This is a genomic window from Anabaenopsis elenkinii CCIBt3563, from assembly GCF_015245355.1.
Lineage (GTDB): Bacteria > Cyanobacteriota > Cyanobacteriia > Cyanobacteriales > Nostocaceae > Anabaenopsis > Anabaenopsis elenkinii.
Genome location: NZ_CP063311.1, coordinates 3962934 through 3985648, shown reverse-complemented (window position 1 = coordinate 3985648; position 22715 = coordinate 3962934). Strand labels below are relative to the sequence as shown.

The window sequence follows — 22715 nt, the reverse complement described above, 5'->3', positions numbered from 1 at the left end:
CCTTGAGCCTACCCAAAAAAGCTGAAATAATATTGATTAACCCAATAAAGCCTTAGCCTTAGCCAATACGTTATCAACGCTAAAGCCAAACTTCTCCATACAAACACCACCGGGAGCGGAAGCGCCAAAGCGGTCAATACTCACGGTATCACCTTCACTACCGACGTATTTATGCCAACCGAAACTAGCAGCAGCTTCTACAGATAAACGCTTAGTTACAGCTTTAGGTAGAACAGACTCCTTATAAGCTGCATCTTGCTCATCAAACAAATCGGTTGAAGGCATAGAAACAACGCGGACTTTCTTACCTTCTGCGGTGAGTTTCTCAGCCGCGGTTACACACAGACTCAATTCAGAACCAGTACCAATCAAGATAATATCTGGTGTACCTTCACAGTCTACTACTGTATATCCACCCTTAGCCACATTCTCAACTGAAGTACCTGCCAAGTTAGGAACATTCTGACGGGTGAAAGCTAGCAGAGTCGGATCATTCTGCTTGGCTCTTTCAATCGCCACCTTGTAAGCGCCAGAGCATTCGTTACCGTCTGCGGGACGAAATACAGTCAGGTTGGGAATAGCACGCAGGGAAGCCAGAGTTTCTATAGGTTGGTGTGTGGGGCCATCTTCACCTTGACCAATGGAGTCGTGAGTCATCACCCAAATTGCTCCAGCTTGAGACAGAGCAGATAAACGGATCGCCGCCCGCATATAGTCTGTGAAAATCAAGAAGGTAGCACCGTAGGGAATTAATCCCGAACCATGAAGAGCTATACCATTACAAATTGCTCCCATAGCGTGTTCCCGAACACCAAAGTGAATGTTGGGGTTTTGGTATGCGCCTTTTTGGAAGTCTCCCTTACCCTTGAGTTCAGTTAAGTTGGAGTGGGTCAAATCCGCAGAACCACCAATCAACTCAGGTAAAACCGCTGACAATTTATTGAGGCAAGTTTCCGAGTGTTTACGGGTAGGTAGTCCTTTATCTGCGGGGGTGTAGGTAGGCAATACTTGCTCCCAACCGTCTGGCAGTGTACCATTGAGGTAACGTTCAAACTCTGCCGCTTCTTGGGGATATTTAGCCTTGTAATCAGCAAATGTCTTACTCCACTCAGCTTCGTAACCTGCGCCACGTTCTACAGCTTTGCGTGTGTGGTTAAGAACATCTTCAGGAATTATAAAAGGTTCGTGTTCCCAACCCAAATTCTTCCGAGTTAATGCTACCTCATCTCCACCCAAAGCGGCACCGTGAATACCAGCAGTATTAGCCTTGTTGGGGGAACCATAACCGATGGTGGTGGTTACCTTAATCATGGTGGGCTTGTCGGTGACAGCTTTAGCTGCGGCAATTGCTTGGGCAATAGCTTCTAAATCTGTATTACCATTTTCCACATGGAGGACGTGCCAACCGTAGGATTCAAAGCGTTTTGATACATCTTCTGTGAAGGCTACATCAGTAGAACCATCGATAGAGATGTGGTTGTCGTCATACAATGCAATCAGTTTGCCTAAGCCCAAGTGACCCGCAAAGGAAGCCGCCTCACCAGATACACCTTCCATGTTGCAACCATCACCTAAAATTACATAGGTATAGTGGTCAACAATTTTGGCATCTGGTTTATTGAATTTAGCAGCTAAATGAGCTTCGGCGATCGCCAAACCCACACCATTGGCAATTCCTTGACCTAGGGGACCGGTGGTGACTTCTACCCCAGGGGTTTCAAAATTTTCTGGGTGGCCTGGGGTCTTAGACCCCCATTGACGAAATTGCTTAATATCCTCAATACTGACACTATCATAGCCTGTCAGGTAAAGCAGGGCATATTGCAACATGGAGCCATGACCAGCAGACAAGATAAAGCGATCGCGGTTGAACCACTGAGGATTTTTGGGGTTAAATCGCATAAAGCGGTCCCAGAGGACAAAAGCCATAGGAGCCGCGCCCATGGGTAGTCCTGGGTGTCCTGATTTAGCTTTTTCAACGGCATCAACCGCCAAAAAGCGAATAGAGTTAATACAAAGTTCTTCGAGGGATTGGGTTGCAACAGCCATAATTTCTGATTTTTAACGACGGGTTAGCATTCTTGGAAGTTCTTTTGTTCCTGTGGTGAATGTAAACAGTTAACAGTTCTAGGTGAGCAATATTATGGCTTGAACCTGTTAACTGAGCATTCATGTCTATTGTCCCACAGTATGTTGATCATCCCATTCCCTATAGTTGATGGACAAGCGGGATCTGCTGAGATTCTACTGATAAATCACTCCCATCATTGGGTCATGCTGAACCCTTGATGGGGGAATCAAGGATATTTGTGATACTCTTTTTCACAAAATTAACTCAGGAGAGACCAAAAAGGGCAAACTGGATAATTTTAGACATATTTCTTAAAGGCCAGGGTGACATTATGACCACCGAAGCCAAAAGAGTTAGATAGTGCGACCTCGACCTTTTGAGCGCGGCTGTGATGAGGGACATAATCTAGGTCACACTCCGGGTCGGGGTTTTCTAAATTGATCGTCGGGGGAATTTGGTCATGAGCGATCGCCAACACCGTCGCTACTGCTTCAATACCTCCCGAACCACCCAAAAGATGACCGGTCATGGACTTAGTGGAACTGACAGCCACTTTATAGATATGCTCGCCCAGAGCCGCTTTCATCGCTGCGGTTTCTGTAGAATCATTAGCGGGGGTACTAGTACCATGGGCATTAATATAGCTAACCATGTCTGGGGTGAGTCCACCATCTTTGAGAGCCAATTCCATAGCCCTAGCAGCGCCCTTTCCTCCTGGGACTGGGGCGGTCATGTGGTAAGCGTCACAGGTCATCCCATAGCCCACCATTTCCGCATAAATGCGAGCACCACGACTTAATGCGTGTTCTAGGGATTCTAGAATCAGAATCCCCCCGCCTTCACCCATAACAAAGCCATCGCGATCGCGATCGAAAGGACGACAAGCATGAGCTGGGTCATCATTGCGAGTGGAAAGAGCCCGAGCAGCGGCAAATCCAGCCACCCCCAGAGGAGTAATCGCCGACTCACACCCCCCGCAAATCATCGCCTGAGCATAACCATTTTGAATCAGGCGAAAAGCATCACCAATGGCATTAGAACCCGCCGCGCAGGCGGTCACAGAGCAGGAATTAGGACCTTGAGCGCCGGTGTGAATCGCCGTTAATCCCGCCGCCATATTGGCGATCATCATGGGAATCATGAAGGGACTACAGCGATCTGGTCCACGGTTGAGGTAGATTGTTTGCTGGTCTTCCATCACCTTCAACCCACCAACCCCGGAGCCAATTATCACCCCCACCTGGTGGGAATTCAGTTCATTAATCACCAACTTAGCATCAGATACAGCTTGTTTAGCAGCCGATACCCCAAATTGGGAAAACCGATCCATCCGCTTGGCTTCTTTACGATCCATATAAGCAAGAGGATCGAAGTTTTTCACTTCACCAGCAATGCGACAATCATGGCTAGAAGCATCAAAAAATGTTATCTTGTCAATGCCATTCCGTCCGCTTAACAATCCTTCCCAATATTCATCTGGTGTATTACCAATAGGTGTAATCGCGCCAACACCAGTTACAACAACACGGTTACGTTTATAATCTGTCATTTCTCAGTTAAAAGTCGCGAGAAAGCTGCAAAAATAGGGACTCGGTACTGGGAAGCAGCTATGGTCATAAATCTGATGATAGTTAATTCACAAGTTTTACTGTATATCCAATTATTACCACTACTCAAGGCCCAGTACCCAATTCCCAATGGCTATTTAAGCCGATGCAGCAGATTTTCCTTTAATGTAATCTACTGCCTGTTGGATGGTAGTAATTTTTTCGGCGGCCTCATCGGGAATTTCGATATCAAATTCTTCTTCCAATGCCATCACCAATTCTACCGTATCTAGGGAATCAGCCCCCAGATCATCAGCAAAACTAGCTCCTGGGTTAACTTTGTGTTCTTCAACACTTAGTTGCTCCACAACAATTTTCTTGACCTTTTCAAAAATGTCTGTTTCACTCATACAATCAAATTCCTTGACCGGTTGCTATTATGCGCTCTTTATAGGCAATGTGCTTTTGAGCATATACATCTTATCGGAAAGAGGGAACGCCCGTATACTACCAAAGGCTTTTCCTCCATAACATCTCAACTAATCCACAAACCTATTTACCCCAACGCCACTAAATCCCCACTTTTCTAAAGTTATTATCAGGGATAACTGCCCTTATCCAAACATTCAAACATCCAAACATATTTATTATGCTATCTTCTTCCACCCTCAAATATGCCTATTACCCTGGCTGTGTCGCCCAAGGCGCTTGTAGAGAGCTTGACTTATCTACTCAAGCTTTAACCCAAGCATTGGGTATTGAACTGATCACACTCAAAAAAGCCGCTTGCTGCGGTTCCGGTACATTTAAAGAAGATTCCCAATTACTAGAAGATACTGTCAACGCCCGCAATATAGCTTTAGCAGAAGAGTTAAATTTACCCTTACTTACCCATTGCAGCACTTGTCAGGGGGTCATCGGTCATGTGAATGAAAACCTCAAGGAATGCCAAACACACAACCCTACTTACCTAGAACAAGTTAATGGCTTGCTCCATCAACAAGGCTGTTTACCTTATCGCGGTACTACCGAAGTTAAACATATTCTCTATGCTCTGATTGCCGATTATGGTTTAGAAGCAATTAGTCAACGAGTCACTCATCAGTTAACCGGATTAAACTGTGCTGCTTTTTATGGCTGTTATCTCCTGCGCGCCCAAAAACATATGCCCTATGATGACCCCTTCCGCCCCGAAGGTATGGAAAATTTATTTCGGGCGGTAGGTGCAACACCCGTTTATTACCGCGGTCGTACCCAATGCTGCGGCTGGCCTCTTGCTAGCTACGCCACCACGGAATCTTTTAAGATGGCGGGGATGCACATTCAAGAAGCCCTAGAAAATGGGGCTGATTGTATAGTCACTCCTTGTCCTTTGTGTCATCTGAATTTAGATTCCCGTCAGCCAGAGGTGGAAAAGGTAATTAACAAACGATTAGGTTTACCTGTGTTGCACTTACCTCAGTTGATTGCTTTGGCTTTGGGAGTTAGCCCCAAGGAACTAGGTTTAGATCGTCATATTGTTTCTACAAAGCCAATTTTAGAAAAATTAGGGATTAGCTAGTCATTAGTTAGTCATTAGTTAGTCACTTTTTTCCCTCTGTCGTTGTAATTGTCTGAGGGATTGATACATCTCCGGTAGGCGATTGTAAATCGCAGATGCTTTGAGATATAGTTTATGGGGAATTGCCGGCATACCGGAGACAATTTCCCCCGCAGCCACATTATGATGAATCCCTGATTTAGCAGAGGCGATCGCCCCATCACCAATTTTTACTTGATTGGATACTCCTGACTGTCCAGCTAAGATCACCCTGTTCCCCACTTTCACCCCTCCAGCTAGTCCAGCTTGCCCGGCTATAGCACAACCTGCACCAATTTGGCAACCGTGCCCTATTTGTACTAAATTATCAATTACTGTCCCGCTGCCTATCCGTGTTTCTCCCACAGCCGGGCGGTCAATAGCACTATTACAGCCAACTTCTACCCCATCTTCAAGGACGGTATAACCTGACTGTTCCATTTTTAACCAGCCTGTGGTTGTAGGTACAAAACCAAAGCCTTCTGCACCAATCACAGCCCCACTGTGAATTACACAATCCGCACCGATGCGGGTACGTTCATGGATGGTACAGTTAGCGTGTAAAATGGTGCGATCGCCAATTGTAGCATCAGGATAAATGACGACATTACCATGAATAATCGCACCATTACCAATTTCCACCTTTTGGGAAATCACCACATGGGGACCAATATAAACATCATTACCAAGTTTAGCTGTGGGATGAATCACCGCAGTGGGGTGAATTTCTGGGCTGGGACGGTATGGTTGATAAAAAAGTGCGATCGCTTGGGCAAACAACAGTCGGGGTTCTGGGGTAGCTATCCAGGCCATACCCCGCTCTTCTGCTTGGGACTGTAGTGTTTTATCCTGGGGTAAGATTAAAGCGCTAGCGTGGGTCTGGCTGACAAAAGTAGCGAATCTTGCCCCTTCGACGTAACTAAGCTGACCAGATGTAGCTTCATTTAAAGCAGCTAAACCTGTAATTTCTGGGTCATCCTCTGGGGTTGTGATGAGGCTATGCTCTATGACACCTTCACCCAGTCTACCGATAATTTCGCTGAATTTCATGTTTAGGTGTATTCAAATCTAAAAAGATTGAAGCATAGACAAGGACATTTCTGAACAATTACACTGGATATAAAACCAAATTTTTAAATGCCCACTAATTACAAATATCTAGCACTTCCACACCATAGGGGTGAAAGGGAGAAGATATCAAACTGGAACTAAGCAATACCCTAAAATGGAGTGTAGTAGTGCATTTTAGGGTATAGGTGGTATGAGCTTGGTATTTGATGCTTTAGTCATTGGTTCTGGACCGGGAGGATTGGCGATCGCCGCCGCCCTGTGTAATCAAGGTCTGAGGGTTGCAGGTTTAGCAACCACACCCCCCCCGGTAGAGTGGTCAAATACATACGGTATCTGGTGCGATGAGTTAGAACCAATGAATATGACCCATCTTCTCAGCCATCGTTGGCAAAACTGTGTCACCTACACCCTTGATCAAAAAATATCGCTGCAGCGGGAGTATGGTTTATTTGATAATGTCAAGCTACAGTCACACTTCTTAAAACAGTGCGATCGGGGTAAAATGGTATGGCATCAGGGTACTGCTGCCAGCATTGAGCATTTACCAACTCATTCATGGGTCACCACAACCCAAGGAGCAAAAGTAGCCGCCAGAGTGGTGATTGATGTCAGTGGTCACAAAGCGGCGCTGTTAAAAAGACCCGAAAGCAATCCCATAGCCTATCAAGCAGCTTATGGCATCGTCGGCACTTTTTCCTCACCACCCATTGAAACCCAACAGTTTGTTTTAATGGACTACCGCAGCGATCATCTATCACCAGCGGAACGGAAAGAACCCCCCACATTTCTCTACGCCATGGATTTAGGCGGCGGTGTATTTTTTGTGGAAGAAACCTCCCTCGCCAACAGTCCCGCAGTTTCCTTTGAGGTATTGAAAAAGCGGTTGTATCAACGTTTAGCCTTTCGAGGTGTGCAGGTAAATCACATCCATCACATTGAATACTGTCTGTTCCCCATGAATTTACCCCTACCTTTGATCAATCAACCCGTCATGGGCTTTGGTGGCGCTGCTAGTATGGTACATCCTGCATCCGGTTATATGGTAGGGGCGTTGATTCGACGAGCCCCCGGATTAGCAGCAGCGATCGCCCAGGCTGTGAATCATCCTAATGGGTCTCCTGGGGAGATTGCAGCCACAGGATGGCAAACCCTATGGTCAACGGAAGAAATCCGTAAACACGCCTTATACCGGTTCGGTTTAGAAAATTTAATGCGGTTTGACGACCAGACCCTGCAAGCTTTCTTTGCTTCATTTTTCCAGTTATCCTTACCCCAGTGGAGCGGTTTTTTAGCAAATACCCTGTCTATTCCCGAAATGCTGCAAACCATGCTCACTCTGTTTGGTCGAACTACTAACGAGGTGCGCTGGAATTTAATGCGCTCTGCTTGGAGCGATCGGGCTTTATTGTGGCAAGTTTGGCATCCTCAAGTCAATATTGACCCAGAAAACAAACCCGACAGCAGGAGTAAATAGGTTAGGTATAGCCACGGTTAGCTAGTTCACTTCCCATGGACTTACCAGCTAAATATGCAGTTGTCCAAGCGCTTTGAAAGTTAAACCCGCCGGTGATTCCATCAATATCTAAAATTTCTCCAGCAAAATAAAGACCGGGAATTAACTTACTCTCCATAGTCTTAAAATTAACTTCGTTGAGATTAACACCACCACAGGTGACAAATTCCTCTTTAAACACTCCTTTACCTGTAATTAAATATTCTCCCTGGGTGAGTTCTTGAATGAGCTGATTTAATTTTTTGTTGGATAGTTCAGCCCAACGGTCTTCTGTCGTTATGCCAATGCGGTCAATAAGATATTGCCAGAGGCGGTGCGGTAGGTCAACCCCACGATGTAAGACTATGGCTTTTTGACCCCATTGTGTCTTAACTGCTAAGATTTTTTGCCGCACTTGTTCTTGATTAAAGTCCGGTAGCCAATTCACCAATAATTTAGCTTGATAGCGGTTTTCGTGCAAAAATCTGGCCCCCCAAGCCGAAAGTTTCAGGACAGCAGGGCCACTCATACCCCAGTGGGTAATTAACAATGGTCCAGTTTGTTGTAGAGGGGGTTTACCTGTACCAGATAGCCGCAATTGTACAGGGTTAACACTCACCCCCGCCAATAACCGGAATTTGGGGTCAGGAATATTAAAGGTGAATAAAGAAGGTACGGGGGTTTCAATGTGATGACCCAACTCCCTGGCAATTTTATAACCCATAGGGTTGCTTCCTGTAGCCAAAAGCAGGCGATCGCATTTTTGTTCGGTTCCAGACTTGAGCATAATTTCAAACCCTGGTGCTTGGGGAAGTTTTTTCACACCAACTACCCGGGTATTGGTCTGTAATTTTACCCCTGCTGAGGCCGCAGTTTTAATCAAACATTCCACAATTGTTTCAGAATTATCTGTGATGGGAAACATCCGCCCATCAGCTTCTGTTTTTAACCGGACTCCGTGGTTTTCAAACCAAGCTACTGTATCCTGAGCTTGAAAGCGGCTAAAAGCACCCCTTAAAGCTTTACCACCTCTGGGGTAATTTTGTACTAATCTAGCTGGTTCAAAGCAAGCATGGGTGAGATTACAGCGCCCTCCACCGGAAATCAACACTTTCCCTAGTGGTTGACGACTAGCTTCAATGAGGGTAACTTGGGCATCAGGATTAACTTCAGCACAAGCGATCGCAGCAAAAAACCCCGCTGCTCCACCTCCAATCACTACAATATTTAAGGTTGGTCTTTGAATATTCAAGGCTAAAAACTTCTATAATAGTTACATCTAGGAACCAGCGGTGATTGTCACAGTTCTACCGGTTCAAATAAATCTTTTGTGACTCCACACACAGGACAAACCCAATCCTCCCCCAATTCTTCAAAGGGCGTTCCGGGAGCTATCCCGCCATCAGGATCGCCTATTTCTGGGTCATATTCGTAGCCACACACTGTACATAGATACTTTTCCATAGTTTTCACTCCGCAATCATATTGACACTAAAACCGCCACCAGGTTCTTTTGAGATAGCTAATTACCCCTATGGTAATCGCCCCTAGTAACAACAGTTTAATGACTCCACCGGGAATAAATGTCAGCATACCAAAACCTCTAACTACCCACATGGCTAGTCCCATACCCAGAAGCATGGCAAAAATTTGGGTTAATGTCCGATTTAAGGAAGATTGATTCACCGAGTTTCCCTCACAAATCAAATTAATTAATAGTCTAGTTGAAATCCCATGTATTTTAGTTATAGTTTTGATAAAAAGTGATAAGAAATACGTTTTTTAGCCATATATTCAGTATGATTTCGGTTAAATGATTGGTAGAGGCAGGATAAAACCCGATGGAACTAGAACTTAACTGGTTCCAGTAGATACTATGGAATGGTTTCGATGTTTCATAGCTCATAGCTAGAGAAGTTGTGGAGTAACTAAAATTAATATGTCTGCGTTTCATATCTCCAACTCGATGATCACAGGTTTGAATATCCCTTGGAGTCAAGACAAGCAATTGTCCCTCATGCACGGTGAGATTTTATTACAAACCCTACCCCATACCCCTTGGGGTGGTGCGGTTACAGCTTGGATGTATTTACCATTATTGAGATCCCATGTATGGCAGCAATTAACTGATTACCGTCGTTGGGTGGAATATTTTCCTGATATTATCAAAAGTCAAGTTCTCTCACAAGACAAAGTGAAGCGACTGTATCAAGCAGCACAAAAGAAATTTTTATTTCTTACAGCTGAAGTAGAAATTTATCTTCATGTGGTGGAATTACTGGGGGAACAAATTCAATTCCGCATGGAAAGAGGGAGTTTCCTAGACTTTACAGCCACTTTAGACCTCAAAGATTTGGGTAATGGCACTTTGTTAGCATACCAAGTACAAGCTACCCCTAATATTCCCATCCCCTCAGTTTTTATTCAACAAGCTATGAATTTTGAGTTACCTGCAAATATGCGTAATATGCGACAAGTTTTAGTAAAAATATAGTACTCTGTTGTCCAACAGGGGGCAAGTCATTGCCCCCATACTGAATCTAACCTAGGTAACGGCGGAGTTCTGTTTTGGTTAACTGGTAAACAGTTCTACAGGTAAGCGACTGAAGGAAAGACGCTCATTTTGGACATCAACAAAAATGGTGTCGCCGTCGTTAAATTCACCGCGTAAGATAGCCTTAGCAATTTGAGTTTCTAACTCTCTTTGAATGGCTCGCTTGAGTGGACGCGCTCCGTATACTGGATCATATCCTACTTCTGCCAAAAAGTCAAGGGCTGCATCGGATATTCTCAGGGATATCTTGCGATCGCTTAATCTTTCCCTTAATCTTTGTAGTTGTATTAGCACAATCTGGCGCAGTTCCTGTTTTTCCAAACCGTGGAAGATAATCATTTCATCAATACGATTCAGGAACTCTGGGCGGAAACTATTGCGCATAGCTTCCATAACTCGGCGGCGCATTTCATCGTACTGTGTAGCGTTCCCCGCCACATCAAGAATATACTGAGAACCGATATTACTAGTCATGATAATAATCGTATTCTTAAAGTCCACAGTATGACCTTGGGCATCGGTAACACGACCATCATCAAGAATTTGTAGGAAAATATTAAATACGTCCGGGTGTGCTTTTTCGATCTCGTCGAAGAGAATCACAGCATAAGGACGACGGCGAATGGCTTCGGTGAGCTGTCCCCCTTCTTCGTAACCCACATATCCAGGAGGCGCACCAATTAACCGGGAAACCGCGTGTTTCTCCATATATTCCGACATATCAATACGCACTAAAGCCTCTTGTGTGTCGAACATATAGGCCGCCAGGGCTTTGGCTAACTCAGTTTTACCGACACCAGTCGGACCGAGGAAAATAAAGCTAGCTGTGGGACGATTGGGGTCAGCTAGTCCCGCGCGGGATCTTTGGATAGCATCTGCTACAGCTGTAACTGCTTCAGCTTGTCCCACGACGCGACGGTGTAGTTCATCTTCTAAATGTAGCAGTTTTTCTTTTTCTGATTCTACTAACTTGCTGATGGGGATTCCTGTCCACTTAGAAATAATTTCCGCAATGTCAGCTTCTGTGACTTCTTCACGCAATAGGGATTTACCAGTTTTTTGGGCGTTAGCTAATTCCCCTTCTGTGGCTTCTAATTGGCGATGTAAATCTGTTAACTTCCCAAATTTCAACTCTGCAGCGCGATTCAGGTCGTAATTTCTTTCTGCTTGCTGTACTTCCAAATTAACTCGGTCAATTTCTTCTTTAATTGACTGAATTTTGTTGATAATATCTTTTTCTGATTGCCATTGAGCAGTCAGGGTTCTTTGTTCTTCTTTGAGATCAGCTAGTTCTTTTTCAATTCTTTCTAAACGTTCTCTAGAAGCTGCATCTGTTTCTTTTTGCAAGGACAGCTTTTCCATTTCCAATTGCAAAATTTTGCGGTCGATTTCGTCTAGTTCCTCTGGTTTAGAGGTAATTTCCATTTTTAACCGCGCCGCAGCTTCGTCTACCAAGTCAATGGCTTTATCTGGAAGGAAGCGATCGCTAATATACCGATTAGACAATATAGCTGCTGCAACTAAAGAACTGTCGGAGATTTTTACCCCATGGTGGACTTCATAGCGTTCTTTCAACCCCCGCAATATAGAAATTGTATCTTCTACACTGGGCTGATCTACATATACTTGCTGGAAGCGTCGTTCTAAAGCTGCGTCTTTTTCAATATATTTACGATATTCATCTAAGGTAGTCGCCCCAATACAACGCAACTCCCCCCGGGCTAACATGGGTTTTAACAGGTTACCCGCATCCATAGCGCCTTGGGTAGCACCAGCACCGACTACGGTATGAATTTCATCAATAAATAAGACTATATTCCCGCGGGATTCTGTAACTTCTTTTAATACTGCTTTCAAACGTTCTTCAAATTCCCCCCGGAATTTAGCCCCCGCGATTAAAGCACCCATATCTAAGGCGATTAATTTCCGGTCTTTTAGGGACTGGGGAACATCACCAGCAATAATTCGTTGTGCGAGTCCTTCAGCGATGGCGGTTTTACCAACACCTGGTTCACCAATTAGCACGGGATTATTCTTGGTACGTCGCGATAGAATCTGCACGGTGCGGCGAATTTCATCATCCCGGCCAATAACTGGATCAAGTTGACCTTTACGTGCTGCTTCTGTCAGGTCACGTCCGTATTTTTCCAGTGATTGGTATTTTCCTTCGGGATTTTGGTCGGTCACTTTTTGACTCCCACGAATTTCCTTAATGATTTTTTTGAGTTTACCTTCGTCTAAACCGAATTCTTGGCATAAAGCTTTACCAAAGCGGTCATCTTTGGCGTAAGCCAGTAATAAATGTTCAATAGAAATATATTCGTCTTGGAAATCCTGACGATATTTATCTGCTCTATCTAATAGTGTATCTAAACTGCGACCCAAAAATACCGATGTACTGCTACCAGATACTTTTGGTTGGCGTTGGAGAAATTGCTCAGTGCGATCGCGGATTCTTTGCCAATCAACACCCGCTTTAGTGAATATGCTGCTAGCTAAACCGTCTTGTTCTAGCAAAGCTTTCATCAGGTGTTCACTTTCGAGCTGCTGTTGCTGATGTTGTTTAGCAATATCTGGGGTATGGGCGATCGCTTCCCAAGCTTTTTCGGTAAATTGATTAGGATTAGTGGGTTGCATAGGCTTTTGCAATAATAAAGAACCGCCAAGGATAAATACCTTCAGGCTGCGCCGACTGAAAATTTCTATTGTTAATCCATATTGTAAGCAGCAGCCCTGATCAGCGAGATCGGTGTTCACGTCTTCTGTGAGTGGTATTTCCCTTCCCCTGCTCCTGAATTTACAAATCTTCTTAGGAAGAATCGAGTATAACCTACATGAGATTTCAAAGAGACCGAATCTGCTTAATCAACTCTAAAGTGTTTTGATAGGTTTCTTGATCTCCCTGTTGCTGATAGAGCTTTGCTGCTTCCTCCAGGTCAGATATTGCACCCCGCTTATTTCCCAAACCAAGACGGGAAATTCCCCGGTTTAGGTAGGCTGGAGGCAAGCTAGGGTCAATTTTGATAGTTTGATTAAAATCAGCAATCGCTTGTCGATAGTCTTGTAGTCGAAACCTGGTAATTCCCCTATTATAGTAGTTATAAGCATTACTGGGGTCAATTTTAATGGCTTGATTGAAATCGGCTATTGCCCCTTGATAGTCTCTTAACTCACTACGGGCAATTCCTCGATACCGGTATATATCAGCATCATTAGGATTTAGCCTCATAACTTGATTGAAATCAGCTATTGCCCCTTTATAGTCTTCTAATCTACTACGGGCAATTCCCCGATTATAGTAGATATAAGCATCGTTGGGATTAATCTTGATAGCTTGAGTATAATCAGTTATTGCCCCTTTATAGTCTTCTAATCTACTACGGGCATTTCCCCGGACATAGTAGGTATCAGCGTCGTTAGGATTAATTTTGATAGCTTGAGTATAATCGGCTATTGCCCCTTTATAGTCTTCTAAACTACTACGGGCAATTCCTCGATTATGGTAAATATTAGCATCATTAGGATTAATTTTGATAGCCTGGGTATAATCGGCTATTGCCCCTTTATAGTCTTCTAAACTACTACGGGCAATTCCTCGATTATGGTAGATATCAGCATCGTTAGGATTAATCTTGATAGCTTGAGTATAATCAGTTATTGCCCCTTTATAGTCTTCTAATTTACTCCGGGCAATCCCTCGCAAAATGTAGGCTTCAAAAAACTCAGGATCAATCTTGAGGACTTCTGAAAAATCAGCGATCGCTCCTTGGTATTCTCTTTTTTCGAGCTTATCTATACCTTCAAAAAAATAATTACGCGTTTGTAACTGCTTTCCCTGTTTCCACTTTCCAGAGTTGGTTACATCACATTGGCTTGTATTGCACATTGCAGCCACTACCTGGGGCTGTGCTAAGACTATGGATATCCCTAATACTGTGCTGGGTATTATTCTCAGTAACTTGGGAAATTGGGTATTGTTGATTTTAACTACCATCTGTCAGTGCCAATTATTAATTGTGTATATCATAACAGCACATGGAATTGCCTACTTCCAATAAACACATAAAAAAAAGAAAGTGACAACGAAAAGCGATCGCGTTCTGTAAACAATCACATCCTGAATTTTCACCCCGATTGGGAGGATAGGCTCACAAACCTACCCCCCCAAACCTTTATTTCCTAGCAATTACCCAGACTGCGTGGACGATTCCGGGAATATAACCCAAACAAGTCAACAAGATATTAATCCAAAAATCTAGACCGAACCCCACCTGTAAAAACACTCCCAGAGGGGGAAGAAAAATAGCACACAAAATCCGAATCAAATCCATGATAACCTCCTGAGCAGATTAGAACCACCTGCTTAGTAATTTAAACACTATGTACAAAATAAACCACACCGATCAGCCACCGCTAATTTTGGCTTTGTAACCTAATGTAGTCATAATCTCCAAAATCTTCTGTTTATGGTCGCCCTGAATTTCAATTTCATTATCCTTGACCGTCCCACCTGTACCGCATTGAGTTTTCAACTGCTTAACTAAACCAGCTAAAACTTCCGGTTTGGTTTGAAAACCAGTAATGACTGTCACAGTTTTCCCCTTGCGTCCCTTGCGGGAAGCCTGTATCTTCAGGTTTTGTTGCTGGGGTGGTAATTCCGGAATCGCCCTTTGTGTAGCAGCAGAGTGATCATCACCAAATTCACGGTAGACAAAGCGATTGTCAGAAGATTTAGAAGAGGACATAAATTTTGTGATTCAGAAAAAAAATCTCATCTGGCAAGTAATATACAGTAGCGCAGTTACCTTTTCTGACTCTGGCTACCCTATCACTATGGTAACTTTCGCCAAGGGATGAAAGCTAACCGCACAAATGCATTGTTCCAGTTTCCTCCCAGCAGTAGGTAAAAGATTCCCAGGATCTAGACGACTGAGAATTGGGAAATCGTTTTAAAATAATTACATTCATCCTGTGATCTAAAATTTTCCGTGACTACCACACCCCTCTCTCCAAATTCCCAATTTAATGCTCAGGTTCCCGATATCCAAGGACGCTTTGGACGCTTTGGCGGTAAGTACGTCCCGGAAACACTGATGCCGGCCTTAGCTGAATTAGAATTAGCTTATCAGCAATACCGCCATCACCCCAGTTTTCAAGAGGAATTACAACAGTTATTAAAAGACTATGTGGGACGCGCTACACCGTTGTATTTTGCGGAACGCCTCACGGCTCATTATGCCCGCCCAGATGGTACAGGTCCGCAAATTTACTTAAAACGTGAAGATTTAAATCACACTGGCGCTCATAAAATTAATAATGCTCTGGGTCAAGTATTGTTAGCCAAGCGCATGGGTAAGCAAAGAATTATTGCGGAAACCGGCGCAGGACAGCATGGAGTAGCTACAGCTACAGTTTGCGCTCGGTTTGGCCTGGAATGTGTGATTTACATGGGCGTTCATGATATGGAACGCCAAGCGTTGAATGTGTTTAGAATGCGCTTGATGGGGGCCCAAGTGCGTCCGGTGGAAGCGGGAACGGGAACCCTCAAGGATGCGACTTCTGAGGCGATCCGCGATTGGGTGACCAATGTGGAAACAACCCATTATATTTTAGGCTCCGTAGCTGGACCCCATCCTTACCCGATGATGGTACGGGATTTTCACGCTGTGATTGGTCAAGAAACCCGCGCCCAAGCGGTGGAAAAGTGGGGGGGTTTACCAGAGATTCTCATTGCTTGTGTGGGTGGTGGTTCCAACGCTATGGGATTATTTCACGAGTTTGTCAATGAGCCTTCTATTCGCTTAATTGGCGTAGAAGCCGCCGGCGAAGGTGTGAATACACAAAAACACGCTGCTACCTTGACAAAAGGACAGATTGGTGTATTACACGGGGCAATGAGCTATCTGTTGCAAGATGAAGAGGGACAAATTATTGAGGCCCACTCTATTAGTGCAGGTTTAGATTATCCGGGGGTGGGACCTGAACATAGTTATTTGAAGGATATGGGACGAGCGGAATATTACAGCGTCACCGATGGGGAGGCTTTGGCAGCTTTCCAGCGTCTATCTCGCTTGGAGGGCATTATACCCGCTTTGGAAACCGCCCATGCGATCGCCTATTTAGAAACCCTCTGTCCTCAACTGAGTGGTAGTCCCCGAATTGTCCTTAATTGTTCTGGACGTGGTGATAAGGATGTGCAAACTGTCGCCAAGTTTTTAATGCCAGAATAACAGTGAAAATTCAAGTATGTAAACTCCCATTTACATACTTGAAAATTTATATTTAGTGGAAATGGAAGGCGGATTCTGGTTTGGATTTCATCTGCAACTACCAGACATCCTTTCAACATTGCTCAAGGTTGTTCATTCACCACCAGAGTTAAAATTTCTAGGACAGCTTGACGGTTACGATTAGGCGATCGCAATCATAAAATACCTGGATATTTACCTGGTGGAAAACGGCGCATATCAGAAAAGTCTAGATCCAGGAAAATCCAAAATTTTTATATTTTCTATACTTTTATAGGTTTTTTCATAAAACAGGCAACTTCACCATAACCAGGATTACCTGTTAATCCTTGCAAATTATTATGCTCTATATCTTCATCTGAACCTAGCTTGCTAGTCCATTTTCCATCTGGCAATTGTCTAGCAACATGGGTTGGTATTTTGTTAGCATTAAGATATATTGCTATTTTCTGAAATCCTGTTTCTAAAGTATCATCGTCACATACTTTATATCCAAGTGTTTCAAATGCTTGCTGAAAAGCCTCAAGAGTTTCTTCTCTGGGGACACCAGGTGGCCAATATTCCTGATTTTGAGCATCTGGCCACCACCATGTTTCGTCATCCTCTGCTGCCCAAGCAACACAGTTATAGTCAATAGTATCTGGACTTGTTAGCTTGTATCCCTGTGTAACTAAGTTGGGAAAATCACGCTCAATAAATTTTTTGACATAGTTAGCCCAAGGATTATTACCTACCAAGTATAGCCCCTTTGCTTTCCCCACTCAAGCCATGCTTTAGTCATTTCTTTTGTTTTTCCTCTGTACTCTGGAGGTACAGGATCTTGTCTAGAAATAGATTTTAATGCCCAAAACCAGCGTCCAGATTTTTTTTCAAGTTCTCTGAGTAGTAACGGTATTACAGGCTCTCCCATTCCTATAATTTGTTGATAGGCTGGGTGCATACACATTTCATTGGTTGATGATACACCCCGATTCTCTTCACGCCACTGGTTGACAAGTGTGGTGAAAGTTTCTTCTATTTCTTTTTGTTTAAATGAGGTTTGTAGTTTTTCCATATTCCAGATGATTTACCTAATTTAATTTTAGGATATATATAGCAATCCGCTTTGATTTTTGAACTTACTTGCGTAGGTGGGGAGTAGGGAGTGGAAAACAGCTTTTTGAGTTATTCAGAAATCAAATAGGAGTCCTATAGTTCTATAGTGCTATAAATGTTTATCTACTTGGAAATGAGTTCAAATCTTGGATCTTAAGTCTTGCGAAATGATTTGATTTTTGCAATGAATATAGCTGTTTATGTAAAAATTAACTCAATTAATTTGAAATTTGATCCATTTTATTAAGATATTGCATCTCTAATTTCCCTCAATAAAGCTTGTCTTACGTCATTATTTAAGCATGATTTACACCATTGATTAACCAAAGTTTCCCATACGCTTGTTGAACTTTTAATTACTCTATCTCCAACCATTGATGTCCACTTGTGATGGTCAGGTTCCAACATAGCATCTTCTAGGTATGTATAAAGATTTCCAGCTCCAATTCCAAATCTGGCGGTAAGCTCAGGCCATGCTAAATCCTTCAAATCATTAAATACAATTCGTTCAGGGGCTTCATTGCCAGGAAGATTGAGGCAACTACCATCATTAGACTTTGTATCTCCATCAAGTACAGCAATAGATTTGTATGGTAACTTCTGATTTTTTGCAAGATTTCCCATGATTTGAACCACATTAGATGGACCAACTGGAACTATTGTTAAACGTGTTAGTAACTCTGCTGACTCAGAACTGCTTGCTAGAATTTCGCGTAGAAATATTTCAGCCTCTCTATCTTCTACAAATACATACAATTCAGGATGTGCATTTTCATCTAAATGGCTTAATGCAAATTCTGGCGTAGCTCCGTAAACAATATTACTTCCAGATGTTCCTGGTAGTAACAAGATTCTTGCCTCTTGTGGTAATTCTTGAAGTACATAGGGACTATGTGTTGAGAGAATTATTTGTATTCGTTTTTGACGACTAAGCCAAAGTAAGAATCTTATAAGTCGGCGTTGAGCTCTTGGATGTAGTGATGCTTCCACCTCATCAATTATAAGTAGAGATGTATCTGGTATTGATTGGAGACTTCTCATTAAATCAAGTGTAGTATCTTCACCCGCACCTTGATGAAATTGAGAAATTTCACCAAACTCCCTTGTGAGAAGACCTACTTCTCTGTTCGCATCAACATCAGATATAGCAAAACGTGCTTTAGTATAGTCTCTCCCAAGAATATGAGAAAGAAACTTCCTGTAATCAAGTGTTATTTCATCTGTCGAAATTTCACTTGCAGCTAACTTTGCAATCTTTGCATATCCTACTGAAGCATCCAAAGGCAGTGTACGTGCAATATCAAAAATGAAGACTTGGCGTTTAATACGTTTTTCCGGAAAAACCCACCGCTTAGTAGGTTTTTTGATTTTGAAAGAGCTAACTTGGCTACCTTGTCTTACTGTATAGCTTAGATTGACTCCTGATATTGAATCCCAATGTGTATCTATAAAAAAACTTGATGGATAATAGGTACGTTTTTTATCTACTTCATTTTCGTAAGCACAAGCAGATGCTTTCAAGAACGTACTCTTACCAGTACCATTTTCACCCACAATAGCAGTCACAGGAAAAGCAAAATGTATTGATTGACCATTCCAACCTCTTAAACCATCAATGGATACAGAATCCAAAAATTTAGGCCATTGTCCAGCCAAGCGTTGTTGTCTAATTTTGTTTATGTCTTCTGTATCCATATATAGCAACCGCCAAGGTAATTTAAGCATAAACTATAAGTAGTCCCTTTTCATGTGAAGCGATCGCTTGCTACAGGTATATGCCCAAGCCGTACAGTTACGACCTTCGTCAAAAAGTAATCCAAGCGATTGAACTCGATGGCTTGAAGAAAACTCAAGCCAGTCAAATGTTTAATATTAGTCGCAACACCATCACCCTATGGTTGAAGCGAAAAACCGAAACGGGGGACTTCCAAGCCTTGCCTAATCAGCGTCCTGGGAATGGTCACAAAATTACCGATTGGGAAAAATTTCGTGAGTTTGCTTCCGTACATGGCGATAAAACCCAAGTAGAGATGGCCTCACTTTGGCCTGAAGAAATTAGCGATCGCACAATCTCAAGAGCTTTGAAAAAAATTGGTTTTACGCGAAAAAAAAGACTTATGGCTACCGTGAGCGCGATGAGGTCAAACGACAGGCTTTCGTAACGCAGTTGTCTGAGTTACCTGTGGAGAAGATTGTATACCTCGATGAGTCAGGAATGGACAACCGAGACCAGTATGATTACGGTTGGAACTCAAAAGGACAGCGCTTCCATGCACTTAAATCAGGTCGTCGTGAAGGTCGGGTGAACATAATTGCCGCGCTGTGTAACCATAAGCTGATAGCTCCTTTCACTGTTGAGGGTGCGTGTAATCGAATAGTATTTGAGACTTGGCTTGAAGCTTGTTTGCTTCCCACACTCAAACCAGGACAGGTTGTGGTGATGGATAATGCCACATTTCATAAAGGTGGGCGCATTCAACAACTGATTCAGTACGCAGGGTGTGAAGTGCTGTACCTACCACCTTATTCTCCAGACCTGAATCAGATTGAAAAATGTTGGTCTTGGTTAAAAAGTCGAATCCGCAAAAAACTTGAGCGGTTTGATTCTTTACGAGATGCCATTGAGGATGTCTTGCTTTTTGCGTCCTAACCTCCTTGGCGGTTGCTATATTTATCTTTAGTGGCTAATTTCTCATTAAAAAATCCCCTACCATTGGTAGGGGATTTTTATTACTCACCTACAAAACTAGTAGCGGAATTAACCGAACTTACCAGCAGTGGAGGCAATCAAGAACGCTGCATAGGTAACAACATAGCCAACGGTGAAGTGAGCTAAACCTACCAAGCGAGCTTGAACGATGGAGAGAGCAACGGGCTTATCTTTCCAGCGAACCAAGTTAGCTAGAGGAGTACGCTCGTGGGCCCAAACAAGGGTTTCAATCAACTCTTGCCAGTAACCTCTCCAAGAGATGAGGAACATGAAACCGGTTGCCCAAACTAGGTGACCAAAGAGGAACATCCAAGCCCAAACAGACAGGTTATTCACGCCGTAGGGGTTGTATCCGTTAATCAACTGAGCGGAGTTAGCCCAGAGGTAGTCACGGAACCAGCCCATTAAGTAAGTGGAGTTTTCGTTGAACTGAGCAACGTTACCTTGCCAAATACCTAGATGTTTCCAGTGCCAGTAGAAGGTTACCCAACCAATGGTATTTAACATCCAGAACATAGCTAGGTAGAAGGAGTCCCAAGCGGAGATGTCGCAAGTACCGCCACGGCCTGGACCGTCGCAAGGGAAGGCATAGCCGAAGTCCTTTTTATCGGGCATCAGCTTAGAACCACGAGCATCCAAAGCACCTTTAACAAGTACTAGGGTGGTGGTGTGAATAGCCAAAGCGAAAGCGTGGTGTACCAAGAAGTCGCCAGGGCCAATGGTTAAGAATAGGGAGTTAGTGCCGGAGTTGATGGCATCCAACCAGCCAACTAACCAAACGTTGCCGTAGTTAGGATAAGCTGTGTAGGCGATGCTGTCGGGGTTAGATAACAGAGTATCTAAACCATACAGTACTTTACCGTGAGCAGCTTGAATGAACTGGGCGAACACAGGCTCAATCAAGATTTGCTTTTCAGGAGTACCGAAAGCAACTACTACGTCGTTGTGTACATACAGACCGAGGGTGTGGAAGCCTAAGAATAGCGATACCCAGCTGAGGTGAGAGATAATCGCTTCTTTGTGCTGTAAAATCCGGTCGAGTACGTTGCCCTTGTTTTGTTCGGGGTCGTAGTCACGTACCCAGAAGATGGCGGCGTGGGCAAAAGCACCAACCATCAAGAAGCCAGCAATATACTGGTGGTGGGTGTACAGCGCTGCCTGTGTTGTGTAGTCCTTAGCAATGAAAGCGTAAGGAGGCAGGGAGTACATATGCTGCGCTACCAAGGAAGTGATGGTTCCTAGTGCTGCCAAAGCTAAGGACAGCTGGAAGTGCAGTGAGTTGTTAATGGTGTCGTACAGACCTTGGTGAGGCAGGTTGAATTGACCTTCACTCTTGCTACCGGGGATTAAACCGGATTTGGAATTGAGCATTTCTTTGATGCTATGACCAATTCCAAAGTTAGTGCGGTACATATGACCCGCAACAATGAAGAGAACTGCGATCGCCAAGTGGTGGTGAGCCATGTCGGTCAGCCACAAGGATTCTGTTTGAGGATGGAAACCACCCAAGAAAGTCAGAATCGCTGTACCCGAACCTTGAGATGTACCAAAAATATGGCTAGCAGTGTCAGGGTTCTCGGCGTAAACAGCCCAGTTACCTGTGAAGAAAGGTGTTAAACCTGCTGGGTGGGGCAAGGTGGTTAAGAAGTTATCCCAACCTACGTGCTGTCCGCGAGATTCGGGGATAGCAACGTGAATCAAGTGACCAGCCCAAGCTAAGGAGCTAACGCCGAATAAACCAGCTAGGTGGTGGTTCAAACGGGGTTCAGCACTCTTGAACCAAGACAGGCTAGGACGGAACTTGGGTTGTAAGTGCAACCAACCAGCAAATAAGAATAATGCTGCCAACAAGAGGAGGAACACTGAACCGGTGTACAGTTCGCTGTTCGTCCGCATACCGATGGTATACCACCAGTGGTAAACACCAGAGTAAGCGATGTTTACTGGGTTGCTAGCGCCACCTTGGGTAAATGCTTCGATCGCCGGTTCGCCAAAGTGGGGGTCCCAAATCGCATGGGCGATGGGACGGACATGAAGGGGATCTTTAATCCACTGTTCAAAGTTACCTTGCCAGGCTACGTGGAACAGGAGGCTGGAAGCCCACAGGAAGATGATTGCCAAGTGACCGAAGTGAGTGGCGAAAATCTTTTGGTAAAGATTTTCTTCCGTCATGCCATCGTGGCTTTCAAAGTCGTTTCCAGTGGCGATCGCATACCATATCCGACGCGTAGTCGGGTCCTGTGCGAGATCCTGGCTAAATTTTGGAAATTTCGTTGCCATAGGTTTGATAAATCCTCTGACCTTTAGCCATCAGGTGTCAGCTTTTAGAGTTCTGAGTTTTGAGTACT

20 protein-coding genes are annotated in these 22715 nt (G+C 43.9%); 5 read left to right on the top strand and 15 right to left on the bottom strand.

The window, feature by feature from the left end:
- Nucleotides 1-36: 36 nt before the first annotated feature.
- The 3 genes from tkt to acpP all read right to left on the bottom strand — a co-directional run bounded on the left by tkt (nt 37) and on the right by acpP (nt 4028).
- Nucleotides 37-2049, bottom strand: coding sequence for a transketolase (tkt, locus tag IM676_RS17485; protein WP_200988056.1), 2013 nt, complete (start codon nt 2047-2049; stop codon nt 37-39).
- Nucleotides 2050-2369: 320 nt separating this feature from the next.
- Nucleotides 2370-3620 (bottom strand): beta-ketoacyl-ACP synthase II, encoded by a 1251-nt coding sequence (gene fabF, locus IM676_RS17480; RefSeq protein WP_200988055.1) that lies wholly within the window; start codon nt 3618-3620, stop codon nt 2370-2372.
- A gap of 156 nt (nt 3621-3776) precedes the next feature.
- A complete protein-coding gene (gene acpP / locus IM676_RS17475) occupies nt 3777-4028 on the bottom strand; it encodes an acyl carrier protein (RefSeq protein WP_200988054.1) in 252 nt (83 codons plus the stop codon).
- A 239-nt stretch (nt 4029-4267) separates the two neighbouring features.
- Here acpP and IM676_RS17470 point away from each other — a divergent pair, with 239 nt between their 5' ends.
- Entirely contained in the window at nt 4268-5179 is a 912-nt protein-coding gene (locus IM676_RS17470) for a CoB--CoM heterodisulfide reductase iron-sulfur subunit B family protein (protein ID WP_200988053.1), read from the top strand.
- Nucleotides 5180-5197: 18 nt separating this feature from the next.
- On the opposite strand, the gene lpxD is transcribed toward IM676_RS17470, so the two are convergent.
- On the bottom strand, nt 5198-6247 hold the full coding sequence (gene lpxD, locus IM676_RS17465) for a UDP-3-O-(3-hydroxymyristoyl)glucosamine N-acyltransferase (RefSeq protein WP_200988052.1): 1050 nt from the start codon (nt 6245-6247) through the stop codon (nt 5198-5200).
- A gap of 211 nt (nt 6248-6458) precedes the next feature.
- Between lpxD and crtL the strand changes: the two genes are divergently transcribed.
- Nucleotides 6459-7742, top strand: coding sequence for a lycopene beta cyclase (gene crtL / locus IM676_RS17460; RefSeq protein WP_200988051.1), 1284 nt, complete (start codon nt 6459-6461; stop codon nt 7740-7742).
- Nucleotide 7743: 1 nt separating this feature from the next.
- Here the strand turns inward: crtL and IM676_RS17455 are convergent, their stop codons facing one another.
- From IM676_RS17455 to IM676_RS17445, 3 genes are read right to left on the bottom strand one after another with little or no spacing between them, the layout of a single operon-like run.
- Complete coding sequence (locus IM676_RS17455) at nt 7744-9012, bottom strand: BaiN/RdsA family NAD(P)/FAD-dependent oxidoreductase (protein ID WP_404799807.1); 1269 nt, start codon at nt 9010-9012, stop codon at nt 7744-7746.
- A gap of 47 nt (nt 9013-9059) precedes the next feature.
- The gene (gene rd / locus IM676_RS17450) at nt 9060-9224 is read right to left on the bottom strand and encodes a rubredoxin (RefSeq protein WP_200988050.1); all 165 of its coding nucleotides are present in this window, start codon (nt 9222-9224) and stop codon (nt 9060-9062) included.
- 27 nt (nt 9225-9251) lie between these two features.
- Entirely contained in the window at nt 9252-9446 is a 195-nt protein-coding gene (locus tag IM676_RS17445) for a hypothetical protein (RefSeq protein ID WP_200988049.1), read from the bottom strand.
- A gap of 253 nt (nt 9447-9699) precedes the next feature.
- Between IM676_RS17445 and IM676_RS17440 the strand changes: the two genes are divergently transcribed.
- Entirely contained in the window at nt 9700-10254 is a 555-nt protein-coding gene (locus IM676_RS17440; protein ID WP_200988048.1) for an SRPBCC family protein, read from the top strand.
- Nucleotides 10255-10332: 78 nt separating this feature from the next.
- Here IM676_RS17440 and clpB read toward each other — a convergent pair whose 3' ends face one another.
- From clpB to IM676_RS17420, 4 genes are all read right to left on the bottom strand, one after another.
- Nucleotides 10333-12951: an ATP-dependent chaperone ClpB gene (clpB, locus tag IM676_RS17435; RefSeq protein ID WP_200990261.1), complete on the bottom strand. Its 2619-nt coding sequence runs from the start codon at nt 12949-12951 to the stop codon at nt 10333-10335.
- Nucleotides 12952-13156: 205 nt separating this feature from the next.
- Nucleotides 13157-14308, bottom strand: coding sequence for a tetratricopeptide repeat protein (locus tag IM676_RS17430; RefSeq protein ID WP_200988047.1), 1152 nt, complete (start codon nt 14306-14308; stop codon nt 13157-13159).
- 178 nt (nt 14309-14486) lie between these two features.
- Nucleotides 14487-14645 carry a YqaE/Pmp3 family membrane protein gene (locus IM676_RS17425; protein ID WP_200988046.1) on the bottom strand — a complete coding sequence of 53 codons (159 nt, stop codon included), beginning with the start codon at nt 14643-14645 and terminating at the stop codon, nt 14487-14489.
- A gap of 72 nt (nt 14646-14717) precedes the next feature.
- The gene (locus IM676_RS17420) at nt 14718-15059 is read right to left on the bottom strand and encodes a translation initiation factor (protein ID WP_200988045.1); all 342 of its coding nucleotides are present in this window, start codon (nt 15057-15059) and stop codon (nt 14718-14720) included.
- A 243-nt stretch (nt 15060-15302) separates the two neighbouring features.
- Here IM676_RS17420 and trpB point away from each other — a divergent pair, with 243 nt between their 5' ends.
- Nucleotides 15303-16544 carry a tryptophan synthase subunit beta gene (gene trpB, locus IM676_RS17415; protein WP_200988044.1) on the top strand — a complete coding sequence of 414 codons (1242 nt, stop codon included), beginning with the start codon at nt 15303-15305 and terminating at the stop codon, nt 16542-16544.
- A gap of 281 nt (nt 16545-16825) precedes the next feature.
- Here the strand turns inward: trpB and IM676_RS17410 are convergent, their stop codons facing one another.
- The 3 genes from IM676_RS17410 to IM676_RS17400 form a co-directional block, all read right to left on the bottom strand.
- Nucleotides 16826-17299: a DUF7689 domain-containing protein gene (locus IM676_RS17410; protein WP_200988043.1), complete on the bottom strand. Its 474-nt coding sequence runs from the start codon at nt 17297-17299 to the stop codon at nt 16826-16828.
- Entirely contained in the window at nt 17293-17616 is a 324-nt protein-coding gene (locus IM676_RS17405; RefSeq protein ID WP_225880392.1) for a hypothetical protein, read from the bottom strand. Before IM676_RS17405 ends, IM676_RS17410 begins: the two co-directional genes overlap by 7 nt.
- Before the next feature lie 284 nt (nt 17617-17900).
- Nucleotides 17901-19352: an ATP-dependent nuclease gene (locus IM676_RS17400; protein WP_200988042.1), complete on the bottom strand. Its 1452-nt coding sequence runs from the start codon at nt 19350-19352 to the stop codon at nt 17901-17903.
- 80 nt (nt 19353-19432) lie between these two features.
- Between IM676_RS17400 and IM676_RS17395 the strand changes: the two genes are divergently transcribed.
- Nucleotides 19433-20307 (top strand): IS630 family transposase gene (locus tag IM676_RS17395; RefSeq protein ID WP_200986959.1). Its coding sequence is split into 2 segments (ribosomal slippage): nt 19433-19762 and nt 19765-20307, totalling 873 coding nucleotides; the frame shifts between segments, so codons are not numbered across the junction.
- A 108-nt stretch (nt 20308-20415) separates the two neighbouring features.
- Here IM676_RS17395 and psaB read toward each other — a convergent pair.
- Complete coding sequence (psaB, locus tag IM676_RS17390) at nt 20416-22647, bottom strand: photosystem I core protein PsaB (protein WP_200988041.1); 2232 nt, start codon at nt 22645-22647, stop codon at nt 20416-20418.
- Between the last annotated feature and the right edge of the window lie 68 nt (nt 22648-22715).